Consider the following 21,009-nt stretch of genomic DNA (forward strand, 5'->3'; position numbering starts at 1 on the left):
AACTATAATGAAAAAACTTTTTACTCTCTGCGGATTAATCTTGTCCAACTTCATGATTAGTGCTCAAGAACGCCCCAATATACTTTTCATTTTTTCAGATGATCACTCGACAAATGCTATTGGTGCTTATGGTTCAAAAATTAACACAACACCTAATATCGACCGCATTGCTGATGAAGGTGCGGTTTTTGAAAAGAGCTTCTGTACAAATTCAATCTGTCAACCAAGTCGCGCATCGATCCTTTCTGGCGTTCACAGCCATATCAATGGAGTGACTTATAATGGCGCTCACTGGAACGGCAATCAGACAGTGTTTCCCCGTGAACTTAAAAAAGCAGGATATCAAACGGCGCTCATTGGTAAATGGCATATGCACCCCAACCCCACAAACGAATTTGATTACTGGAAAGTTCTCGTAGGTTCTGGTGGTCAAGGCGATTTCTACAACCCCGATTTCATGTCTATTGATAAGGGACATGAACAAATCATGGGCTACTCGACAGATGTGGTTACAGACGAATCGATCAAATGGTTAGACCAACGTGATCAAAACAAGCCTTTCCTGATGATGGTTCAGTTTAAATCTCCGCATGTTCCTCGCATTCCCCACCCGCGCTACATGAATATGTATACTGAAGATGTTGCGGAACCCGCAACACTCTACGACAACTACCAAAATCGCCTCAAAGGTGCCTCAACTGCTTGGATGGAAATCAATGGTCAAAACGAAGAAGTCCTCGCTTATTTCCCACCAAAAAATGCCACTGAGCCTGTTAATAAGAAACAGAAAAAACACCTCGATCGCATGACTCCTGAGCAACGCAAAGCTCTACTCGATGCCATGGATAATCAAAATAGTGAGTATTATGAATTGAAGAAAGCAGGTGCTTTCAAGGACCCAGTAAAAGCGCGTAAACTTAAGTACCAATTCTTTATCAAAAACTACCTGCGTTGTGTTCAAGCTATCGACGATAATGTCGGTCGACTTCTCAAATGGCTTGAGGATAATGAACTCGACGAAAACACCATTGTTATTTATAGTTCTGACCAAAGTTACTTTATTGGCGAACATGGTTGGGCTGAAAAACGTTGGATGTATGAAGAAGCACTAAAAATGCCTTTCGTGATTCGCTGGCCTGGAAAAATCAAACCTGGCAGTAAGCCGCAGGCAATGATTCAAAATATTGACTACGCCCCAACTTTCCTCGATGCTGCTGGCGCCAAGATTCCAACTCGCTTTCAAGGTAAATCCTTGTTGCCTATTTTCTCTGAAGAAAAATCTGAAGTTCGCGATGCCATTTACTACCACTATTATCACCATGGAGCTCATAATGTTCCACGTCACGAAGGTATTCGTACTGAGCGCTACAAACTGATCAATTTCTATACCAATAATGAATTTGAGCTCTACGACCTCAAGAATGATCCCAATGAAGTCAATAGTGTCGCTAACAACCCCGAATACGCTGAAATTAAAAAGAAATTACTAAAGCAACTCAAAGCACAAAGAAAAGAATTTGAGGTTCCCGAATCAACTTTCTCTGCTCCGTGGGTATACGGAAAATAAATTTGCCCTAAGCAAACGCAAGGAAAGAGGCCGTGAGTTTAACTCACGGCCTCTTTTTGTACACATCAGTTTAAATAAGGCCTTCCCGCTTTTTCTTAAATGTACTTATCCCACTCGTTCATGGTCCCTTTTGAGCTCAATCGCTAAAATTCATAATGAGTTAAACAGCTAAGCAAGCTATAGGACTCTCGATTCTTCACCCATAACTTAGTCAATAATAAAAGAAGAGGACTTAGTTATGAAACTCATTTACCTTTCAATTATTGTAAGCTTTTTTCTTGTTGGCCTTCGTTGTGGTTGTCGTTGCTCAAATGACAGTAGTAGCTACTATAAGTACAAAGAAAAACAAGAAAGACGCGCTGAACGCAAAGCTCGTGCCCTCGATCGAGAAAGAATCGAAAGAGAAACCACCCGCGTTCATTATTCCCCCTCTCCTGAATACTTAGAAAAATATCAGGATGCTAAAACGATACATCACAATCGCAAGATGGAAGACCTCAAAAGAACCATGAAAGCGGAGCAAGCATCAAACCGCTACACGGGACCTTAAAACAATCGGGTAAAGTAAGCTACAGAGCTTGGTACTTTGACTTATCCCTCTCATAGAAACCTACATTTACCATCATGATAGAAACAGGTCGCGGTTTCAACTTTTCTTATATCTAAAAATTTCAGTTCCCCAAACAAATTTTTCTCATGAAATAATACGCATTTGTAGAGTAAAGTTTCCGATAAGAAACTACTAAGAATTTGTTATTCTGATTGATGTTTTTCCTAGTTGAAGTACCCCGAGTTCTTAGCTATTAGCATAGTTTGTTAGGCAAAATAAAAAAGGCCAGCTGTTAAGCTGGCCTTTTGAGTGAATGCTACTAAAAACTAGCGCTGTGTTTCACCAGTATATATCTGACGAGGACGGCCAATTCTAGCTTTTGGATCAGAGTTTTGTTCTCTCCAGTGAGCAATCCAACCAGGAAGACGGCCTAAAGCAAATAAAGGTGTGAACATCTCTGTTGGGATTTTAATCGCTCTGTAAACAATACCTGAGTAGAAGTCTACGTTAGGGTAAAGCTTTCTACTTGTAAAGTATTCATCTTCTAATGCTGCTGCTTCTAATTTCTGAGCAATAGCAAGAAGTGGATCTTCTTTACCTAGCTTTGCCATTACGCGGTCACAAGTCTTTTTGATGATGCGAGCACGCGGGTCGTAGTTTTTGTAAACGCGGTGACCGAAGCCCATTAGGCGAATACCATCTTCTTTGCGCTTAACTTTTTCTAAGTACTCTTGCGGGTCAATATTGTTTTCGTGAATGAACTGGAGCATTTCTACGACAGCTTGGTTAGCACCACCATGTAAAGGACCCCAAAGAGCTGAGATACCGCCAGAAACTGAAGCGAAAAGGTTAGCTTGTGAAGAACCAATTAAACGTACTGCTGAAGTTGAGCAGTTGAATTCGTGATCAACGTGAAGGATGAGTAATTCGTCAATAACTTTTTCTACATCAGGATCAACAACATAGTCGTTACCGAACATCATTTTTAGTAATCCTGCAGCAGATGAACATGGCTCAGTCGGGTATTCAAAACTTGCGCCGATACTCTTTCTGTAAGCGAAAGCTACAAAAGTGAGCATTTGACCGATAGCAACTTGAGTCGCTTTCTCTACTTGAGCTGGGTCTGAGATACTTGTCACTTCTGGGAAGTAAGCAGAAAGTGAAGAAGTCAATACATTGATCATTACCATTGGGTGAATTGTATCTGGGTAAGCTTCGAAAATTTTCTCAAGTTGCTTTGGCATCTTAGAATAGGCGTTTACACCTGATTTAAATTCAGCCAATTGCTCTGCAGTTGGGAGTTCACCGTAAAGTGTAAGGTAAGAAGCTTCTTCAAAAGTGTGCTTTTCACAAAGTTCTGCAATTGTGTAACCGCGGTAACGAAGTGCACCTGCTTCACCATTTAAGAAAGTGATTGAACTTTTAGACGGGCATGTATTACCATAACCTGGGTCAAAAGTTACAAAACCAGTCTCTTTGCGAAGTGCGCTGATGTCGATTGCTTTTTCGTTTTCTGTACCCTCTAAAATGGGTAGATTTAGGGTTTTTCCCGCGAGGTTTAGCGTTGCTGATTCAGACATTATTTCTCCTCGAATTGTCTTAGATTTAAAAAGTGCTGTAAGATATAAAGTTTTGTCATAAAATCAACTGCATAGGTACACTAGTTTAAGCCATAATTTACCTTTTATGTAAAAAAGTATAAAATTTTACAAAACCGTAACAATACTTGAATATTATATTATTTTAAGAGTTCTTCAAGCAAGGGTGATTTTGCGGCGCCCATAGATAGAGCCTTGTCATACATTTGCTTAGCTTGATCAACTTGCTTTGGGGTTTGAGAAAGATAAAGAACAGCAAGGTTTAATGCTGTTTGAGCATTTTTGTCATTTATCTCATAGGCTTTTTCCATCTCTTTCAGCGCTGCTTTTTCCCAACCTAATGCCTGCAATGCCACACCTAGATTAACACGCAGTTCATCATTATCTGGCTTCAGTGACACTGCCCTACTTAATAAGGAGATACCCAAATGATAGTCTGCTTTATCTAAGACAGACATTGCAAGGGGAATAAGAATGTTCGCGTCGTCAGGGTTTTGATAAAATGCTTGATTCAGATAGCGCTCTGCTTCCGATAACTGACCTAATTGATAATAAAGTACGCCCGCTCTCATGAGGGCATCAAGATTTTTACTATCTAATTCTAGGGCTTGTGCATATAAACCTAAGGCAACCTGGTGCTTACCTTCGTTGGAAGCTTTATAGGCATCATAAATGAGTGTCTCTATTTTTCGTTTAATGTTTTCAGATGATTCATCGGTAAAACTCTGACTTTCTTGATCACTTTGAGGAATTCTTTGGACCAGTTTTTTGAAATCCGATTGCAACTCTTCGTGCTCTTTTTTCAGCTTAACATAGAGAGAAATGATTTCATCATCTTTTTGACCGCTCATTGCATTGAGTCGAATAAATCTTTCTCGTAATGAAATGAGTTCTCGATTGAGCTTTTTATTGAGTTTTTCACTCTCTTCTAATTTTTTAATTAGATCGAGCTTCTCTTGATCACTCATTTTATTCGACGAATCAGTACTTTGAGTTTCCTTCATCAATTTTTCTAACTCGGCATTGAGCGAAGCCATCGTGATATTCGTCGAGTCGAGTCGAGAAGAATAAATTTTATTTAAGTCAATTTTTTTCTTCAGTTCTTTATTGAGTTTATCAATTTCTTCTGATTGTTGTGCCGACGTTTTCTTTAATTGATTGACGAAACTCGTCTCACGAACAATTAACTGTTCTTTCAGTTGAGAATTTTTTAGGTTCACTGAGTTCTTTTCAGCTTGGGCTTTATTGGCCGCTAAAAGTAGTTTTTGATTTTCCAAACTTAAACTATTCACTTTTACTTCGAGTTCAGCTCTCTCTGCTTTTGTTTTATCTTCGTTTTTCTTGACGGCAAGTAATTGTTTTTCGTGAAGATTGATGGCTTGAGCATATTTTTTACGCTCAGAATCGAGAAGTTTATTAAGCTTATCCAAGTCACTTTTACTCACCATCTCTTGAGATTTAGTACTATTTTTAACAAGTGACTGCTTGAGTGTATCTCGCTCACTTACGAGTTTAATGATCTGTGCCTGTAGTTCTTCGATTTGTTTGAATAATTTTTTCTCACTCAACTTCTCTCTTTCAGAACTACTGCTTGCAGCCTTTTGAGCAATATTTAAAGAACTTCTCAAATTCATTGTCGTGCTCTTTAAACTATTTAACTCCTTATTCAATTTAGCTATAAGGGTATTTTTATCAGCAATTTGATGCAGGTATTTTTTCTTCTCTATTTCACTGTCCGTTGAAAGGTTTTTCAATTCTTTGTATAGACGTTTTTGGTCCATCAATGAGTTGCTTTTTTCAAGCAGAATTTTCTTATCCTTTCTAATGATTTCTTCGAGCTCTCTTTGAGTTTTTTGCGAACTCAGCAAATGAGTATCCATCTTGGCTTGAAGTTTAAGGAGCTCCTCATTATTTGTTTTCTCGTTCTGAACTTTGACTTCAGCTAGATCCTTTTCCAAACTTTTTATGGTGAGCTCTAATTTACGCTTTTCTAAAATAAGTTTTTCTAACTCACCTTGAGATTGTGAAGATTGCCCTGCAGACATTTGAGCTCGTTTCAACAAAGCCTTTGTCACTTCTAACTCTCGTTTATTCTTTTTGTTTTCATGATAAACCTTAAGCATCGCTTTAGCATACTTATCTCGCTCAGCACGAACTTTAATTAACTCTGAGTTATTATTTGATCGTGAAGATGTTTTATTACCTGAAGTTTGAAGGTTTTTAATCTCATTCATTTTATCCTTACACTCATTAACGTGGTAATTTACTGAACTGGTTTCCCACTGAGGGTAATCTACCGTTATTTTCAGGAACTTTGCTAAGGCTGTACTATAAGCAGAATCTGCTTCTGAGTATTGAGATTTTTTAAAGTGAATCTCAGCTTTATCGAAATCTTTAAAAGCATTTTTCCACATGGAATCAGGCGTTTCACAGAAAGCTAAAAAATTAAATAAAATTAGAAAGATAAAAACTAAGGGCTTGTTCACAAATTAATCCGCATTTTTTTTAAACAGAGCAACTTTAGAAGCCTGCAGAGCTAATGTCAATTACCAATAGCCATTCGAAGTCGAGAGTTTAACATAATAAGTGTGTATTTTTTATCCTATTTTCTAAATGATCATGTTTGTTGACACATGGATAAATGTTTATATCTTGCAATATATTTTATTATCAAGGGTAGAAAATGATTATTTTAGGAGTTGAATCCAGCTGCGATGAAACTGCAGTCTCTCTAGTGAGAAATGGCCACGAAGTTTTAGCCAATGCCATTTCTTCACAAATAAAAGACCATGCCAACTATGGCGGCGTGATTCCAGAATTAGCCGCTCGTGAACATTTAAATAATGTTCGTCCCACTTTAAATGAAGCTTTAGAAAAAGCAGCGCTTAAACTAGATGACATCGATGGAATTGCGGTCACCGCACAACCTGGACTCTTACCCGCCCTTCTCGTCGGTGCAGGTTTTGCCAACGGACTTGCACTCTCCCTAGGAAAAAAAGTTTGTGGCATTAACCATTTAGCCGCTCATATCTATGGTGGCTTAATAGAGCGCCAAGATATCCTTAGTAACCCTAATGCCTTTCCTTTATGTGCCCTGCTGATTTCTGGGGGAAATACTCAACTCTTTATCATTAAAAAAACTGGTGATTGTGAATTGGTAGGTTCAACCATTGATGATGCAGCTGGAGAAGCCTTTGATAAAGCCGCAAAAATCCTTGGACTCCCTTACCCTGGGGGACCCATTATTGACCGACTTGCGAAAAGTGGTGATAAAAATAAATATAAATTCCCTCGATCTTTTTTGCCCAAAACTCGTTCTTATAGCGAAGAACATAAACTCAACTTTTCTTTCTCAGGAGTCAAAACCTCCTTGCTGAATTTAGTAAAAAAGAATTGGAAAGACGGTATGGTTCCCGATGGCGACCTCCCCGACTTATTAGCCTCTTATCAAGACGCCATTGTCGATGTACTTTCGACCAAATTAAAAATGGCTGCCGAAAGCTACGGGGCACGAACATTATTACTTTGCGGAGGCGTTGCCTGTAACAGCGCTATTCGTGAACGCGTTCAAAAAATGGCGATTCAAACAGCTAAAGAACTTGTCTTAACACCTCCTAAGTATTGCACCGATAATGCTGCAATGATTGCAGGCTTGGGTTATCATTACCTAAAAGACCCCAACTTTACTGGCGACTTTGTCGAAGCAAGTGGCCGCGCTCCTATAATCGAAAAACTTCCTGTGTTCAACTAATGAAAAAATCAGAAAAAGTTGCTGATATTTTAAATATTTTGCAAAAACTTTACCCCAAGCCTCCAATCCCACTCAATCATAAAGACCCCTACACTCTTTTAATTGCCGTCTTGTTATCAGCTCAATGTACCGATGCTCGTGTGAACACATTTACCCCCGCACTCTTTGAATTAGCCGATAATCCATTTGACATGATGCACAAAGATGTCGACGATATAAAAGCTATCATTCGCCCCTGTGGACTTTCACCACGTAAATCGAAAGCCATTAGTGAACTCTCTAGGATTTTAGTCGAAAAACACCAAGGACAAGTTCCGTGTGACTTCGATGCACTAGAAGAACTTCCAGGCGTCGGACATAAAACGGCTTCAGTAGTTATGTCTCAAGCTTTTGAAGTCCCAGCTTTTGCCGTCGATACACATATCCATCGTTTAGCTTACCGATGGGGCTTATCTACAGGTAAATCTGTTGAACAAACAGAAAAAGATCTCAAGCGTCTCTTTCCAAAAGAAACTTGGATTGCCCTCCATTTGCAAATCATTTATTTTGGCAGAGAATTCTGCCCCGCTCGTGGTCACGATCCCCAAGCATGCCCTATCTGCAGTATTTATGGACGTAAAGGTATAAAGAAATCATAGATGATTTTTTATTAAGCAGAAGAACCTTACAACTTAGTTAAAATATAATTAAGAAATTTGGTTTGCGAATAAGTCATGCTAAAGTGTGCGAATTTAAAATAAATAAGGATATAATATCTAATGGAATTAGAGAATCGCGGCCCAGTTGGCCCTTCAATCATTGATGATTACCCAAGAGAAGATTTTGGTGATTTTTTCGAAATGGAAAACGTTGAAATTCAAATGAAAAAAATCACTTCTGGCTCTTACTATAAAGGTAAAGATGACGGCCATGTAAATGAACGCCCTCGTCACCGTGTACATATGACTCGTTCTTTTTGGATGAGCTTACATCCTATTACTGAATTTCAGTACCAGGAAGTTATCAAAAAGAATCCAAGTATGTTTAAAGATCAAGAAGGCTCATCTAACTATCCTGTTGAAAAAGTGAGTTGGGACAATGCTGTGACTTTCTGTAAAAAACTTACTGAACTCGAACGCGAAGCTGGTCGCTTGCCAGAGCCTTACGTTTACCGTTTGCCTACAGAAGCTGAGTGGGAGTATGTTTGTCGTGGTGGTTCAGATGAAGATTTTGTCGAAGATATTGAAACAATTTCTTGGTACTTCAAAAACTCAAACGAAAGAGCACACGAAGTTGGTACTAAAGAGCCTAATAACTGGGGCTTTTACGATATGCAGGGCAATGTTTGGGAATGGGTCATGGATGGCTGCGACTTCCAAGAACTCGAATACTATGAGAACCCTGCTCACCAACTCCAAAAAGTTGATATTGATGATGCTGTGAACCCATTTAACAAAGATGGTGCAAATAAAATTGCTAAAGGTGGCTGCTGGCTCTTAGACCCTGCTGCTTGTCGTCCTTCTGCACGTTTCATTAACCCACCTGATTCCAAGTACTTCGTTCTTGGTTTCCGCATTGTCTTAGGTGAGCCACTAAGTAAAAAATGAAACATTTAGTTTTTATACTAAGCTTTGTTTTACTAAGCTCATGTAGCTCAGTAAAATATGACTTCCAACCTGGTATTGACTTTTCTCAGTACAAAAGTTTTTCTTTTGTACCCAGCATCAAAAGCAAGACCCTTAATCGCCAACGTTTAGAGACATCTTTAATCAACGGCTTGGAGTTAAAAGGCTTAGTATTTAAACCAAAAGCATCTGTGGCTGACCCTGCAGACTTAGTCATTAAACCACGTTATCAAATCGTCACAAATGAACGCATGGTGACCGCTCACGGTGGTCTCTATCACCGTAGTTATTATGCTGGTACTGATTTTTACTTTGTGGAAAGCCAAGAGCGATACTTAGTGATTGAATTTGTCGATACTCGAAAAAACGAAGTCATTTGGCAGGCAACCTCCTATGGCTTTAATGCGATTACTTTTTCACAAGAAAAGTTTCATCGTATCGTTAGCGACATGCTTCAATATTTTCCACCTGATCTCACTAAAAAATAAGTTGAGCAATGCCTGAACTCCCAGAAGTTGAAACAGTAAAAAATGCGCTTGCGCCCTATATAGAAGGTGAGACGATAAAAAGTTTTCACTTCTATACACCTCGCTTACGGCAAGAATTAGATGCTGCTTTATTCAACAAAACATTTTCAGGCAAAAAGATCACTCGTTTAAAAAGAAGATCAAAATACCTTCTTTTTGAATTTGATGATCAAAAATGGATTCTTTCTCATTTGGGAATGACTGGAAGTTGGCGCATTTGTAAACTCACTGAAGAGCGAAAAAAGCATGAACACATTAGTATTCGTTTAGATAACGATCAAGAACTACGTTATTGTGACCCAAGGCGTTTTGGTGAGTTTCGCGTAATTACAGCTCCCTTAGATTCGACAACTGATCCTCAAGCCCTTTCTCATTTAGGACCTGAGCCCTTTGACGAAAGTTACAGCCAAGAATACCTCTGGGATTTATCGCGTTCCAAAACCAAACCCATAAAAAACTTTATCATGGATCCCCGAACCGTTTGCGGCATTGGCAATATCTATGCGAGTGAAACACTTTTTCGCTGTGGGATTTCTCCTTTGCGCAAAACGCAAAAACTTAGAAAAAAAGACTGTCTCAATCTAATTAATCATAGTCAGTCTGTGCTTCAAAGTGCTATTGATGCAGGCGGCACTACAATTATTGATTTCCAAGCGCCCGATGGCAGTGAAGGTTGGTTTCACCAACAACTCAATGTCTATGGCCGTGAAGGTGAGGATTGCGTGCAATGCGACAAAATAATCAAACGCATTGTCCAAGCTGGTCGATCTAGTTTTTATTGCCCAGGGTGCCAGAAATGAATAATCACTTTATGGAGATGCTCCCAGCTCTGAGCCTTTGCTTCTTAGAGCTTACTTTTCTTGCAGTATTGATTATCTCCATGCACTCCTTAAGAAAGGTTATTGGTCTCACTTCCTATTACATGGTCGTTAGCTTCATCCTCGTATTTGCTCAACTTGTTAACGCTGCTGACATTAGCTTAGTTTACGAATTCATTGACGTTCAGATGAATATTTCTTCATCGCTTTTATTAACGACTTTCATGGCGTCATTACTCATTACCTACACACTAGATGGACCGATTGCCGCTCAACGATTAACAGTAGCTTGTGTTGTTGTATCTGGTAGCTTCTTTCTACTTAACACCATCAGTCAGACTCAAACACAATGGTATGGCTTTATGGTAGATGCTGAGAAGCGCCAGTTCTTTTTTGAGTTCTTTGAAAAAATACGTATTAATACCGCCGCTTCACTTGGTGCCATTGTCGCAGACTTACTCGTCTTACCTGTGGTTTTTCAAATTTTCAAAAACCGTAATTTCGGGACCTATTTTAGTGTTGTCATCTCTTTTCTTTTGACACAAGTCGTCGATACCTACGTATATAGCCTAATCTCAAACTATCACTCAGATCAATTTTGGTTGAAGATGAATCAACTGTTCGTCTCACGTGCGTTTATTATTATATGGCTAAGTGTTATTGTCACCATTTACCTGAGGCTTAATGAGTATGGTAAAAAAGATGGGGAAGAACGTAACCCTATGGATTTTTTACGCGCTATTTTAAGTACTTATTCTTATGGAAATCTAATTAGCCAACACTCACGTGATTGGGAGGGCCGTTTTGCTCTCTTTGTCGAAAATAGCCCTGACCTAATCTTTTTAGTTAATTCCAAAGGTTACCCTACCGATGTTAACAAAAGACTTATTTTACGCTCAGGACATCCCTTTCATAAGCTTCAAGAAACTCATATGGATGATATTCTTCTCGATATAGAAGGTTGCCCAGATAAGATATTTGAAGATATCATTAAAAATCGTATGAGTTTTAAAGAAATTTGGAAAGCAACTGAAAACTCGCCTGAAATGCGTGACTTTAATTTTGAGTCAATTATTAAATCTACTGAAGATGAATATATATCTATCGACTTTATTGCCTCCATTTTATATGCAGGTAAAACAAAGCTTATCCTACTGACAGGTCGTGAAACAACGGCCCGTCATCAACTAACTCATCAACGTGACCAACTCACTAACCAGGTATCTCATCTGCAAAGACTCGAATCTGTCGGTCGCTTAGCGGGTGGAGTTGCCCACGATTTCAACAATTTATTACATTCCATCCAAGGTTCTCTTGACTCATTTGACAATAAGTCTGACTTAAATGAAAAAGAACGTATTGTAGGGAATATTCGCTACGCAGTAAACCGTGCTTCTGATCTGACTTCAAAACTCTTGAGCTTCGCTAAAAAAGGTAATTTTGAACTTAAGAAACTCAAAATCGAAGATGTCTTAAATTCGAGTTGGGAACTATTTAAACCGAGTTGCACTACACAAATTAAAATCAAACTCCTCAACTCACCTGACCCAATCTATATCCGCGGTGATAGAACCCAACTTGAACAAATGATTCTCAACCTACTGATCAATGCTCGCGATGCTTTAGAAGATGTAGAACGCGCAAAAATCACCATGCGTTGTGAATTGGCTTATGAAAATACTCAGGGCTGGGAACATGCTGCTGAAAACTTGATCCCTAGTAATTATTGTTGTATAAGGGTCAAAGATAATGGAAGTGGTATTCCAGAAGATGTCATGGAAAAAGTTTTTGAACCTTTCTTCACAACTAAACCAGTGGGTAAAGGTACCGGCATGGGGCTTTCTATGGTTTTTGGTACTGCTTCAAGCCACAATGGCTGGATACACCTTGAGAGTGTTGTTGATAAAGGTACTGAGTTCTTTATTTTCCTCCCCTTATACAATGCACCGAGTCAAGAAAATATAACACGATACGATATGGAAATAGAAAATGTTCAGACCTTGCATAGACCTTCATAATGGACAAGTAAAACAAATTGTGGGAGGAACCCTCGATGATTCTGAGTCTCCTGACACTAATTTTGTTTCCGAAAATGATTCAGCCTATTATGCTGAACTCTACCGTAAAGATAGCTTAAGTGGTGGCCATGTGATTAAGTTGGGCCCAGGCAATGATGAAGCCGCAAAAAATGCTTTAAAAGCCTGGCCAGGCGGACTGCAAATTGGCGGTGGCATCAATGATCAAAATGCTCGATTTTGGTTAGACCAAGGCGCTTCTCATTTAATTGTAACCTCTCACGTATTTTCAAATGGTCAGTTTGATCAAGGAAAGTTAGATGAGCTGGTTAAGATCACTGGAAAAGGTAAACTCATCCTCGACCTCTCCTGCCGCATTAGAGATGGCAAATACTGGATCGTTACTGATCGTTGGACCAAGTTCACAGAAACGGAACTCAATGAAAAATCACTCGACTTTTTCTCTCAGTACTGTGACGAGTTCCTCATTCACGCTGTTGATGTGGAAGGCATGTGCAAAGGAGTAGATATGAATTTAGTCGAACTGCTCACAGATAAGTCACCACTCATTTCTACTTATGCGGGAGGTGCAAAATCACTAGATGATCTTGAGAAAATTACGAATTTAAGTCAGAATCGCGTTCATTTAACTATTGGTAGTGCTCTAGATATTTTTGGTGGCAAAGACATCAAATATACCGAAGCCCTTGCCTTCAACAATCAGTATGAGTCGTCTCTATAAATTCCTCGACAATCCTGATTTTTTTGCGAAGCTCGCAAATTCAGGTTTATTGATTCTTGGGGATCGTGAGAAGCATGGTTTCTCCTGCACTGAAAACAATAAGAAACTCTTTTCTTTTCGTCTTCCACTCTCTTACCCTGCTCCCCTAGATGGACAAGCTTTGTTTGAATACCTTAACACTGTTCAACTGACGGATGACGAAGATTATATTATCCTTCTCATGGAAGCGGGTCGTGCAGCCGTCGGATTATATAAGGGTGGAAAGCTCATCGATCATAAAAACATACGAAAATACATGGTTCGCAAGAAACAGGGCAAAGCTCAAATCAGTCATTTAAAGAGCAAAGGAAAATCGCGCTATGGCTCTCGCCTTAGGCTAAGAGAATCCGAGGCTTTTTTTGATGAGATTTTAGAAAAGCTATTTAGTGAAGATTATAAATTCATTTCAAGTATTTATTATCATTGTCCCGTACGCCTCAAGGCTTGTCTAAATGAAGCGGCTGAAGACCTAAAGTTAGATCTTAATCAATTCACTTGGAAACGCTTAGCTACTGATATTAAGGAATGTAGTTTTAATGAGTTTAAACGAGTCAGTTCAGAACATCATTATTGCCGCTTTTTACTGGAAAACGAACATTCAAAAACCCCCTCAATCCCAGAATATAAAAAACTCTAATCACCAAGGATTACTATTGTAAACTAATAGTTTTTTAGTCAGTTAAACAAGTTTAACTTTAAAACGTTTCGCAATATTTCTTAAGCCTTGCTCCACTTCATCTAATGCCGCATAGCCTTTTTGTTTTAATTTGGGGATTTTGCGAGCCTCGCAATAGAGACCGTCATTGCCTTCAAGGTAAAGCGAGGACTCTTTGATCTCACATGAATGAAACTCTAGTAAGTTACATAAAGATTTGATTTTGTGAATCACCACATAAGCTTTTACTTCGCTCGTAAAGTTTCCAAAACGATCTTTGAGTTCATCTTCTAAACTAATAATTTCATTATACTTCACTGCTGTAGAAAAGCGCTTATACATTTCTAGGCGAACATCATCTGATTCTATATACTGCGGTGTCAGTGCCACGGGGATTTTATTATCAATAGACTGAAAACCATAATGAATAAAATCGGCGCTAAAACTAGTACTTGTGTCTTGATGAATACTACCCTTTAAATCTTCGACTGATTTTTTAAGAAGTTGACAATATAATTCAAAGCCCACGGCAGCAATATGACCACTCTGTTGCGAGCCCAACATATTCCCCGCTCCACGAATCTCGAGGTCACGCATAGCGAGTTTAAAGCCTGCTCCAGGATGAGTGTGTTTGCGAAGAGCGCTAAGTCTTTCTTTAGCATTATCCATAATAGCTTCATCACGAGGCATCAGTAAGTAACAATAAGCTTGACGATGATCACGCCCTACACGGCCGCGAAGTTGATAGAGTGAGGATAAGCCAAAGCGGTCAGCACGATCGATGACCATTGTATTGGCATTGCGTATATCCATTCCTGACTCAATGATTGTTGTACAAACTAAAATCTGCCCATCTCCATCGGTAAATTCATTCATCACCATCTCGAGTTCTTCTTCATCCATCTGACCATGACCAATCAAAATATTAGCTTCTGGAAATTGCCTCTTCAGTTTAAGAGCCACATTTTCAATAGTCTTCACACGATTATGAAGATAATAAACCTGCCCTCCTCGCTCCAGTTCACGCCTAATGGCGACCTCTATGATTTCATCATTTTCTTTTGTCACAATCGTACGTACAGGTTTACGGTTATGCGGCGCCGTCAAAATTGTCGAGAAATCTCTCAAACCCGTCATGGAAAGATAGAGTGTCCTTGGAATTGGCGTTGCCGACATGGAGAGGATATCCACATTGACTCGCATGCGCTTCAAAGCTTCTTTACTTTCGACGCCAAAACGTTGCTCTTCATCAACGACCAATAAACCCAATTTTTGAAAGTTAATATCTTTTTGCAATAAACGATGAGTTCCTACCACAATATCGACTTCACCTTCAGCCATTTCTTTTAAGACTTGTTTCTGATCTTTTTTACTGATAAAACGACTCAAGGTCGCAATCTTAATCGGAAAATCTGACATCCTCTGAGAAAAAGAGTGAAAGTGCTGTTGAGCCAAAACTGTCGTTGGCACCACTATTGCGACTTGATGAGAACTCATGACAGCTTTAAAGGCAGCTCGCATGGCAACTTCAGTTTTACCAAAACCCACATCACCGCAGAGTAAGCGATCCATTGGTTTAGCTCTTTCCATGTCCTTTTTGACTTCTTCTATGGCGCTTAGCTGATCGGGAGTTTCTTCATAGGGAAAACTCTCCTCAAAAAGACTTTGCCAATGATTATCTTTGGGAAAAGAAATCCCCTCGCTATGTTCTCGAGCGGCTTGAAGACGAAGTAACTCAGCTGCGTAGTCTCTGGCTGAATTTTCGGCTTTATCTAAAGATTTTTGCCAAAAGCCTGTCCCCAAGCGAGCTAATTTGGGTACGGATTTTTTGCCGCCGATATAACGCATCAATAAATGAGACGAATCGAGTGGTAAATAGAGTTTGCGATCGTCAGCAAATTCTAAAAGAAGAAACTCTTGGGAGTTTTTCACTTTAATGCCTAAGTAGCGGCAAATTCCGTAGTTTGCGTGCACCGCAAAATCACCTTCGTTGAGTTCTGGCTCATATTCTAAATTCTTCTGAAGTTGAGAGCTATACGACACATCTTTCGTTTCTTCAATTGGTCGTCCAAATAACTCTTGCTCACTAAGTACAGCATATTTTAACTCTGGTACAATAAAGCCGTAGTGAAGTGAGACAGGGTATAATAACAAATTCTTTTTATTACCGAGTTCGAGGACTTCATTTAAACGTTCTACTCCTGCTTCACTGCCACAAAAAACATGGACAGACCAGGACTTATTAATCCAGGACTTAACTCGATCAATCAGAAACTTTTGATGCGCTTGGTGAATTGACCTTTCCACTTCAGGTAATGTACTGCGATAGACAGGTGCTAAAGCAGCTACAGGAAAATCTTTAATATTATAGTCAGCTTGTATATCTATATCGGACACAAGTTCAATGGAGTTCTTAATTTCATCCCACAAGCTAAGTTGGACCTTTTCCTGATATCGCTCAAGATGTCGATCAATTGATTCTTCTTCCACAACACAAAGCTTAAAGCCTTTTATATACTCCAAGATACCTCGAGGCTCTAAACCACACTTTTCTACTGGGCTCACTTGGTATGATTTTGCATCGGCAATTGATTTTTGTGAGTCCACGTCGAATAAACGAAGCGAATCAATTTCATCATCAAAAAAATCTATGCGGACAGGAAACTTTTGATCAGGTGAAAAAACATCTAGAATGCCGCCCCGAAGACTAAATTCTCCGGGTAAGCTTACTTGGGCTTCGTTATCAAAGCCCATCTCTGTGAAAATTTCGCAAAGCTTCTCAGGGGCATATTGCTCATCGGCTAGTTTCAGTATTAAACTTTGCGAATTCAGCAAACCTGGCGGAGTCACGGCGCAAAGTAATGAGGCAACTGAACAGATAAGAACTTGAGGCTCACCACGGTTTTGCAACAATTGATTCAGTGTACGTGAGCGTTCTAAATCTATATCATATTCAACTTGATCAGAATTGAATTCTGGGTAGAGGAGTAAGTCTACATTCGGTAATAAAGATGCACTTTGATATTTCTTGAACTCATTAAAACAACTTTCTGCTTTCGATGACGTTTCAAAAACACAAAGCAACCTTGTGTGATCACTCACATTTTTAGCTAGAGCTAAATTTACGAGCTCTGGATCTGAAAGCTTTGTTTCTTTTTGATTGGGGAGGGATTGGAGTATTTCGTCAAAATTTTTAACAAATGAATTAAACACAATGAACTCCTACAGGGGAATAGAACCTAAATTCTATGTCCCATACGATCTCGTTTAGTGTCCAAATAACGCTTATTGTGCTTAGAAGGTGGAATGATGTGAGAAACCTGTTGTTCCACGGATAAGCCATAACGATTCAAACCGGTGATTTTCGCAGGGTTATTCGTCAATAATTTAAGCGGTTCAAATTTAAGGTAGTTAATTATTTGAGCACCGATCAAGTAATCCCTTGCATCTTCAGGCATGCCAACCGCTATATTGGCATCTACTGTGTCCATGCCATGGAATTGTTGTAAATAATAAGCGTCAAGTTTAGCTTTTAAGCCAATTCCACGACCTTCTTGCCTTAGGTAGACGAGAGCACCATAGCCGTATTCTTTGATTTCCTCTAAACCTTTGCTTAACTGATCTCCGCAGTCGCACAGTAAAGAACCAAAAACATGACCAGTTAAACACTCAGATTCGATTCGTACAAGAGGAGTTTTCTTCTCTTCTTTTTTTTCATCACACACAAAAGCCCAATGGTAGCGAGCATCAATTTCCGAATAGAATGAATAGAGTTTAAAACTACCTTGCTGAAGATCGAGTTCAGTCATCCCCGTCATCTCGATTAATCGTGGATTAAAGAAGCGTGATAAACTCACGTCCTCCTCGTTCAACAATAAACTGGAATCAACATTGACTTTGTTATAAATCTTTGTGTAGATAAGGCAGTGTTCGTCACCTTCAACATTTGAAGCAAACTCTACGATTCGTCCTTCAACTGATAGATTCTCTAATATATCGTGATTTTTTACGACTCGTAAGAGGACTCTATCTTCTGTTTCAGACTGATTATTAAAAACATTAATGAGTCCTTGTGGAGTAAACTCACATGGCAAGACTGTACAATCTTCAATAATCTCTCGAGACTGACAGATTTCACTCTGGTCACTCACAAGTAAAGATAGTGGACCACCATAAGTCATCAAATCAGCTATTTTTAATTCTGCACTCTTGTTCAAAAAACAAAAAGCATAAACATCTTCGGACTTTTCTGCTTTGTAATAAAGCAATTCACCACGACGTAAGTGATCTAACTTTTTTTCGAGTCTATCTTTGAGTTGATTCATTAATACTTCACCTGTTCAACGATTTCTAAACCGTAGTTATTAATCCCAATGAAGCTGGAAGGGCTATTGCTCATAAGCCTCATTTTACGCACGCCTAAATCTCTTAAAATTTGAGCACCCAAGCCATAAGCCATACCATCCTTAGGTCGCAAAGTTTTGATTTCACCATTTTCCATCCATATATCTGTTGGACGCTTAGAGTCACTAAACAAACCAGAATTGGCTGCTTGTTCAGGAGTATTCCTCAAAAATACAATGATGCCCGAACCTTCATCAGCTACTTGTTTCATCGCTCTATTTAAAGATGAACCCTCTTCGTTTTTTAAGCGATTAACAATATTACCAATCGACCATTCACTATGAACTCTTACTAAAACAGTTTCATCTTCATCAAATTTGTCTTTCCCACAAGTTAAAACTAAATCAATCCCCCTAGCAGGGTCGTAAATAACATTATAAACATGAAGTCGAAAGTCCCCGTAATCAGTTGGCATATTTACGATATTGAGAGCTTCTACTAAAGGTTCTTTATTTAAACGATATTCAATAACATCGTTTAAATCAGTAATCGCTAAATCATTATCAGACGCAAAGTACTTAACTTGCTCTTCACTTAAGCCGTTGGCTTCTTCATCTAAAAGTTGACAAAAAACACTTCCTTCTGAGTGCTCCGATAAACGTGCTAAATCATATGCAGCTTCCGCAATACCAGGTTTGACCAAAGCAGCACCATGAGAAATCCAGTTAACTTTCAGAAAACCTGGACTTATAAAATCACCCGCTTGTACATGCTCGTCTATCATCCTTAAAATACAGTGGCAGCGATCGTTAGCGTTTATACCCGTTTTTAAGGTATTATTCAGTTCAAAAGTCTGACGACTTAATACTGAGTTCAAAGGAGATGATTTTTTAAGTGCTATTTGAACTTGGCCACGACAATCGTTCATCATAAAAGTTACATAAGCTGAAGTGCACGCGGCAGCCGCAAAAACAAGGTAATATTTATCATCATCCGCAACGACGACTCGATCCCCTGATTTAAGCTTATCTAAAACTTTTTCTGTATCTCTGTCTAGACTCATTTATAAAATTCCATTAAAAATAATTTACCCTATGTAACCCCAAAAACCTAATAGTCAAATACACTATTGATAACCCATTATCAATAGAATGACTCAAAACTTAAGTTATGATCTTTTCTCCAATCATACAGCAGATCTGGGATTCTGGTCCATCGCCATATTCACATATAATAAAATAAGGTGAACTTGGGCTCGTTTCGCAAAAATAGAGCGCAAAAGCAAAGGGACACTCACCCTCTCCTTCCCAACTATCAATCTTCACTAAACCTCTATATTCGCTTTGTTTTTTGTAAGTAAAATTTTGCTTTTCAACCTGATTAAAAATACTCTTGGCAAAAGTATCGGATTCAAAGTCACCCTCTTCAAATATCCATGGGCAATCAAGAAGGTCGGCGCGATTGCCCATCGGCAAATCGTGATGAAGGTGAAAGTGAAGTGCTGGGAAATCATTTTCGTTACTGACTAAAACATAAAGATCTTCATGCTCATCTCCCAATTCGGAAAAAATATATTTTCCTGCATAGGTTTTCGCTTTTAGAAACACACTGTGTCCCTCATACTGAAATTCAGTATTGGGTTTGTGATTATCTATGAATTGAAAATTAAACATCGTTAGATTGACGCAATTGCTTAATGGCTGAACCAAAAGCTTGATTTTCTTCGGCTGTACCAAAACTTACGCGAATCCAATCGTCTAAAAGATAAGGTTGTAAAGGACGCACAATGACACCAAGTGCCATAAGTTTTTGAGCGATATCACCACCATTCCCAGTTTTAATCAAGACAAAATTTGCGTAGGAAGGTATAAATTCGAGTTCCAATTCATTACAGAGTTGTTCGTAGTACTGTTTCGCTGATCTATAGGCTTCTATTGAGTCTTGCAAAAACTCGTCATCATCGAGTGCGGCAACAGCCATATTTTGAGCTGCGAGGTTGGCGTTAAAGGGTTGGCGTGGTTTGTTTAATTCACTCACTAATTCTGCTGATGCCATACCGTAACCAATTCTAATTCCAGCTAAACCATAAGCTTTTGAAAATGTTCTTAACACTATGCACGTTTTACCCTTCTTAACGAAAGATAAAGTATCAGGCATTTCCCCAAGACATATTTCTGCGTAAGCTTCGTCAAACACAACTAAGACATCATCAGGGACTTGCTCCATGAAGTTATCTATCTCTTCTTGAGAGATCAAAGTACCCGTCGGATTATTCGGATTACAAACAAAAACGAGCGATGTTTCTGGAGTGATCGCTTTTGCCATAGCATCTAGATCGTGCTGAAGTCCAGCTTTCACCGGAACTTCAATAAAATCGCCGCCCATCATTGCAGTGAGGATTTTATATATAACAAATGCGTGTGCTGAAGCTACAACGGCTTTGCCTGGTCCTAAAAAAACTTGTGCTAAAAAAACTAAAATCTCATTGGAGCCTGCACCAAAGATGAATTGATCTGGCTCTAAGTTCATTTTTTTCGAGAGCTTGTCTCTTAGCTCCCAGGCACCAGCATCAGGATATCGGTGTAAGTTTGAAACACATTCAATGAGAGCTTTCTGCGCTTTGGGTGAAACACCTAAAACACTTTCGTTTGAAGCTATTTTTACAATCTCATCTGGGTTCAAACCAAAATCTCTCGCCACATCTTCTATGGGTCGACCCGGCTGATAGGGGCGGACTTTGCTCACAGGCTCGTTGATTTTATCAAGTATTTTCATTACCTTACCTAAAATTGAGTTTAT

17 protein-coding genes are annotated in these 21,009 nt (G+C 39.1%); 10 read left to right on the forward strand and 7 right to left on the reverse strand.

The annotated features are described in order from the left end of the window. Nucleotides 1-7: 7 nt before the first annotated feature. Together LNTAR_RS01250 and LNTAR_RS01255 are read left to right on the forward strand one after the other, a co-directional pair. Complete coding sequence (locus LNTAR_RS01250; protein ID WP_007276796.1) at nucleotides 8-1,567, forward strand: sulfatase family protein; 1,560 nt, start codon at nucleotides 8-10, stop codon at nucleotides 1,565-1,567. A gap of 238 nt (nucleotides 1,568-1,805) precedes the next feature. Continuing rightward, nucleotides 1,806-2,117, forward strand: a complete 312-nt coding sequence (locus tag LNTAR_RS01255) for a hypothetical protein (RefSeq protein ID WP_007276797.1) — start codon at nucleotides 1,806-1,808, stop codon at nucleotides 2,115-2,117. A 326-nt stretch (nucleotides 2,118-2,443) separates the two neighbouring features. On the opposite strand, the gene LNTAR_RS01260 is transcribed toward LNTAR_RS01255, so the two are convergent. Together LNTAR_RS01260 and LNTAR_RS01265 are read right to left on the reverse strand one after the other, a co-directional pair. Next, on the reverse strand, nucleotides 2,444-3,697 hold the full coding sequence (locus tag LNTAR_RS01260) for a citrate synthase (protein ID WP_007276798.1): 1,254 nt from the start codon (nucleotides 3,695-3,697) through the stop codon (nucleotides 2,444-2,446). Nucleotides 3,698-3,855: 158 nt separating this feature from the next. Continuing rightward, on the reverse strand, nucleotides 3,856-6,201 hold the full coding sequence (locus LNTAR_RS01265; RefSeq protein WP_007276799.1) for a tetratricopeptide repeat protein: 2,346 nt from the start codon (nucleotides 6,199-6,201) through the stop codon (nucleotides 3,856-3,858). 197 nt (nucleotides 6,202-6,398) lie between these two features. On the opposite strand from LNTAR_RS01265, the gene tsaD reads away from it, so the two are divergent. From tsaD to LNTAR_RS24845, 8 genes are all read left to right on the forward strand, one after another. Then, a complete protein-coding gene (gene tsaD, locus LNTAR_RS01270) occupies nucleotides 6,399-7,466 on the forward strand; it encodes a tRNA (adenosine(37)-N6)-threonylcarbamoyltransferase complex transferase subunit TsaD (RefSeq protein ID WP_007276800.1) in 1,068 nt (355 codons plus the stop codon). Continuing rightward, a complete protein-coding gene (gene nth / locus LNTAR_RS01275; protein WP_007276801.1) occupies nucleotides 7,466-8,104 on the forward strand; it encodes an endonuclease III in 639 nt (212 codons plus the stop codon). Before tsaD ends, nth begins: the two co-directional genes overlap by 1 nt. A 120-nt stretch (nucleotides 8,105-8,224) precedes the next feature. After that, nucleotides 8,225-9,052 (forward strand): formylglycine-generating enzyme family protein, encoded by an 828-nt coding sequence (locus tag LNTAR_RS01280; protein ID WP_007276802.1) that lies wholly within the window; start codon nucleotides 8,225-8,227, stop codon nucleotides 9,050-9,052. Next, the gene (locus LNTAR_RS01285; RefSeq protein ID WP_007276803.1) at nucleotides 9,049-9,558 is read left to right on the forward strand and encodes a DUF4136 domain-containing protein; all 510 of its coding nucleotides are present in this window, start codon (nucleotides 9,049-9,051) and stop codon (nucleotides 9,556-9,558) included. The genes LNTAR_RS01280 and LNTAR_RS01285 overlap by 4 nt, the downstream gene beginning before the upstream one ends. 8 nt (nucleotides 9,559-9,566) lie before the next feature. Further along, the gene (gene mutM, locus LNTAR_RS01290) at nucleotides 9,567-10,397 is read left to right on the forward strand and encodes a bifunctional DNA-formamidopyrimidine glycosylase/DNA-(apurinic or apyrimidinic site) lyase (protein ID WP_007276804.1); all 831 of its coding nucleotides are present in this window, start codon (nucleotides 9,567-9,569) and stop codon (nucleotides 10,395-10,397) included. Continuing rightward, nucleotides 10,394-12,433, forward strand: coding sequence for a sensor histidine kinase (locus LNTAR_RS24840; RefSeq protein WP_007276805.1), 2,040 nt, complete (start codon nucleotides 10,394-10,396; stop codon nucleotides 12,431-12,433). The genes mutM and LNTAR_RS24840 overlap by 4 nt, the downstream gene beginning before the upstream one ends. Further along, on the forward strand, nucleotides 12,405-13,172 hold the full coding sequence (gene hisA, locus LNTAR_RS01300; protein WP_007276806.1) for a phosphoribosylformimino-5-aminoimidazole carboxamide ribotide isomerase: 768 nt from the start codon (nucleotides 12,405-12,407) through the stop codon (nucleotides 13,170-13,172). The genes LNTAR_RS24840 and hisA overlap by 29 nt, the downstream gene beginning before the upstream one ends. Further along, complete coding sequence (locus LNTAR_RS24845) at nucleotides 13,156-13,848, forward strand: hypothetical protein (RefSeq protein ID WP_007276807.1); 693 nt, start codon at nucleotides 13,156-13,158, stop codon at nucleotides 13,846-13,848. The genes hisA and LNTAR_RS24845 overlap by 17 nt, the downstream gene beginning before the upstream one ends. 42 nt (nucleotides 13,849-13,890) lie before the next feature. Here LNTAR_RS24845 and mfd read toward each other — a convergent pair whose 3' ends face one another. The 5 genes from mfd to hisC all read right to left on the reverse strand — a co-directional run bounded on the left by mfd (nucleotide 13,891) and on the right by hisC (nucleotide 20,985). Then, nucleotides 13,891-17,079: a transcription-repair coupling factor gene (gene mfd, locus LNTAR_RS01310; RefSeq protein WP_007276808.1), complete on the reverse strand. Its 3,189-nt coding sequence runs from the start codon at nucleotides 17,077-17,079 to the stop codon at nucleotides 13,891-13,893. A gap of 26 nt (nucleotides 17,080-17,105) precedes the next feature. Continuing rightward, the gene (locus LNTAR_RS24850) at nucleotides 17,106-18,191 is read right to left on the reverse strand and encodes a GTP cyclohydrolase II (protein WP_007276809.1); all 1,086 of its coding nucleotides are present in this window, start codon (nucleotides 18,189-18,191) and stop codon (nucleotides 17,106-17,108) included. Then, nucleotides 18,191-19,273 carry a 3,4-dihydroxy-2-butanone-4-phosphate synthase gene (locus tag LNTAR_RS01320; protein ID WP_007276810.1) on the reverse strand — a complete coding sequence of 361 codons (1,083 nt, stop codon included), beginning with the start codon at nucleotides 19,271-19,273 and terminating at the stop codon, nucleotides 18,191-18,193. The genes LNTAR_RS24850 and LNTAR_RS01320 overlap by 1 nt, the downstream gene beginning before the upstream one ends. Nucleotides 19,274-19,373: 100 nt before the next feature. After that, nucleotides 19,374-19,883: a hypothetical protein gene (locus LNTAR_RS01325; protein ID WP_007276811.1), complete on the reverse strand. Its 510-nt coding sequence runs from the start codon at nucleotides 19,881-19,883 to the stop codon at nucleotides 19,374-19,376. Beyond that, nucleotides 19,876-20,985 (reverse strand): histidinol-phosphate transaminase, encoded by a 1,110-nt coding sequence (gene hisC, locus LNTAR_RS01330; RefSeq protein ID WP_007276812.1) that lies wholly within the window; start codon nucleotides 20,983-20,985, stop codon nucleotides 19,876-19,878. The genes LNTAR_RS01325 and hisC overlap by 8 nt, the downstream gene beginning before the upstream one ends. Nucleotides 20,986-21,009 lie beyond the last annotated feature (24 nt).

It is taken from the genome of Lentisphaera araneosa HTCC2155 (genome assembly GCF_000170755.1).
Classification (GTDB): Bacteria; Verrucomicrobiota; Lentisphaeria; order Lentisphaerales; family Lentisphaeraceae; genus Lentisphaera; species Lentisphaera araneosa.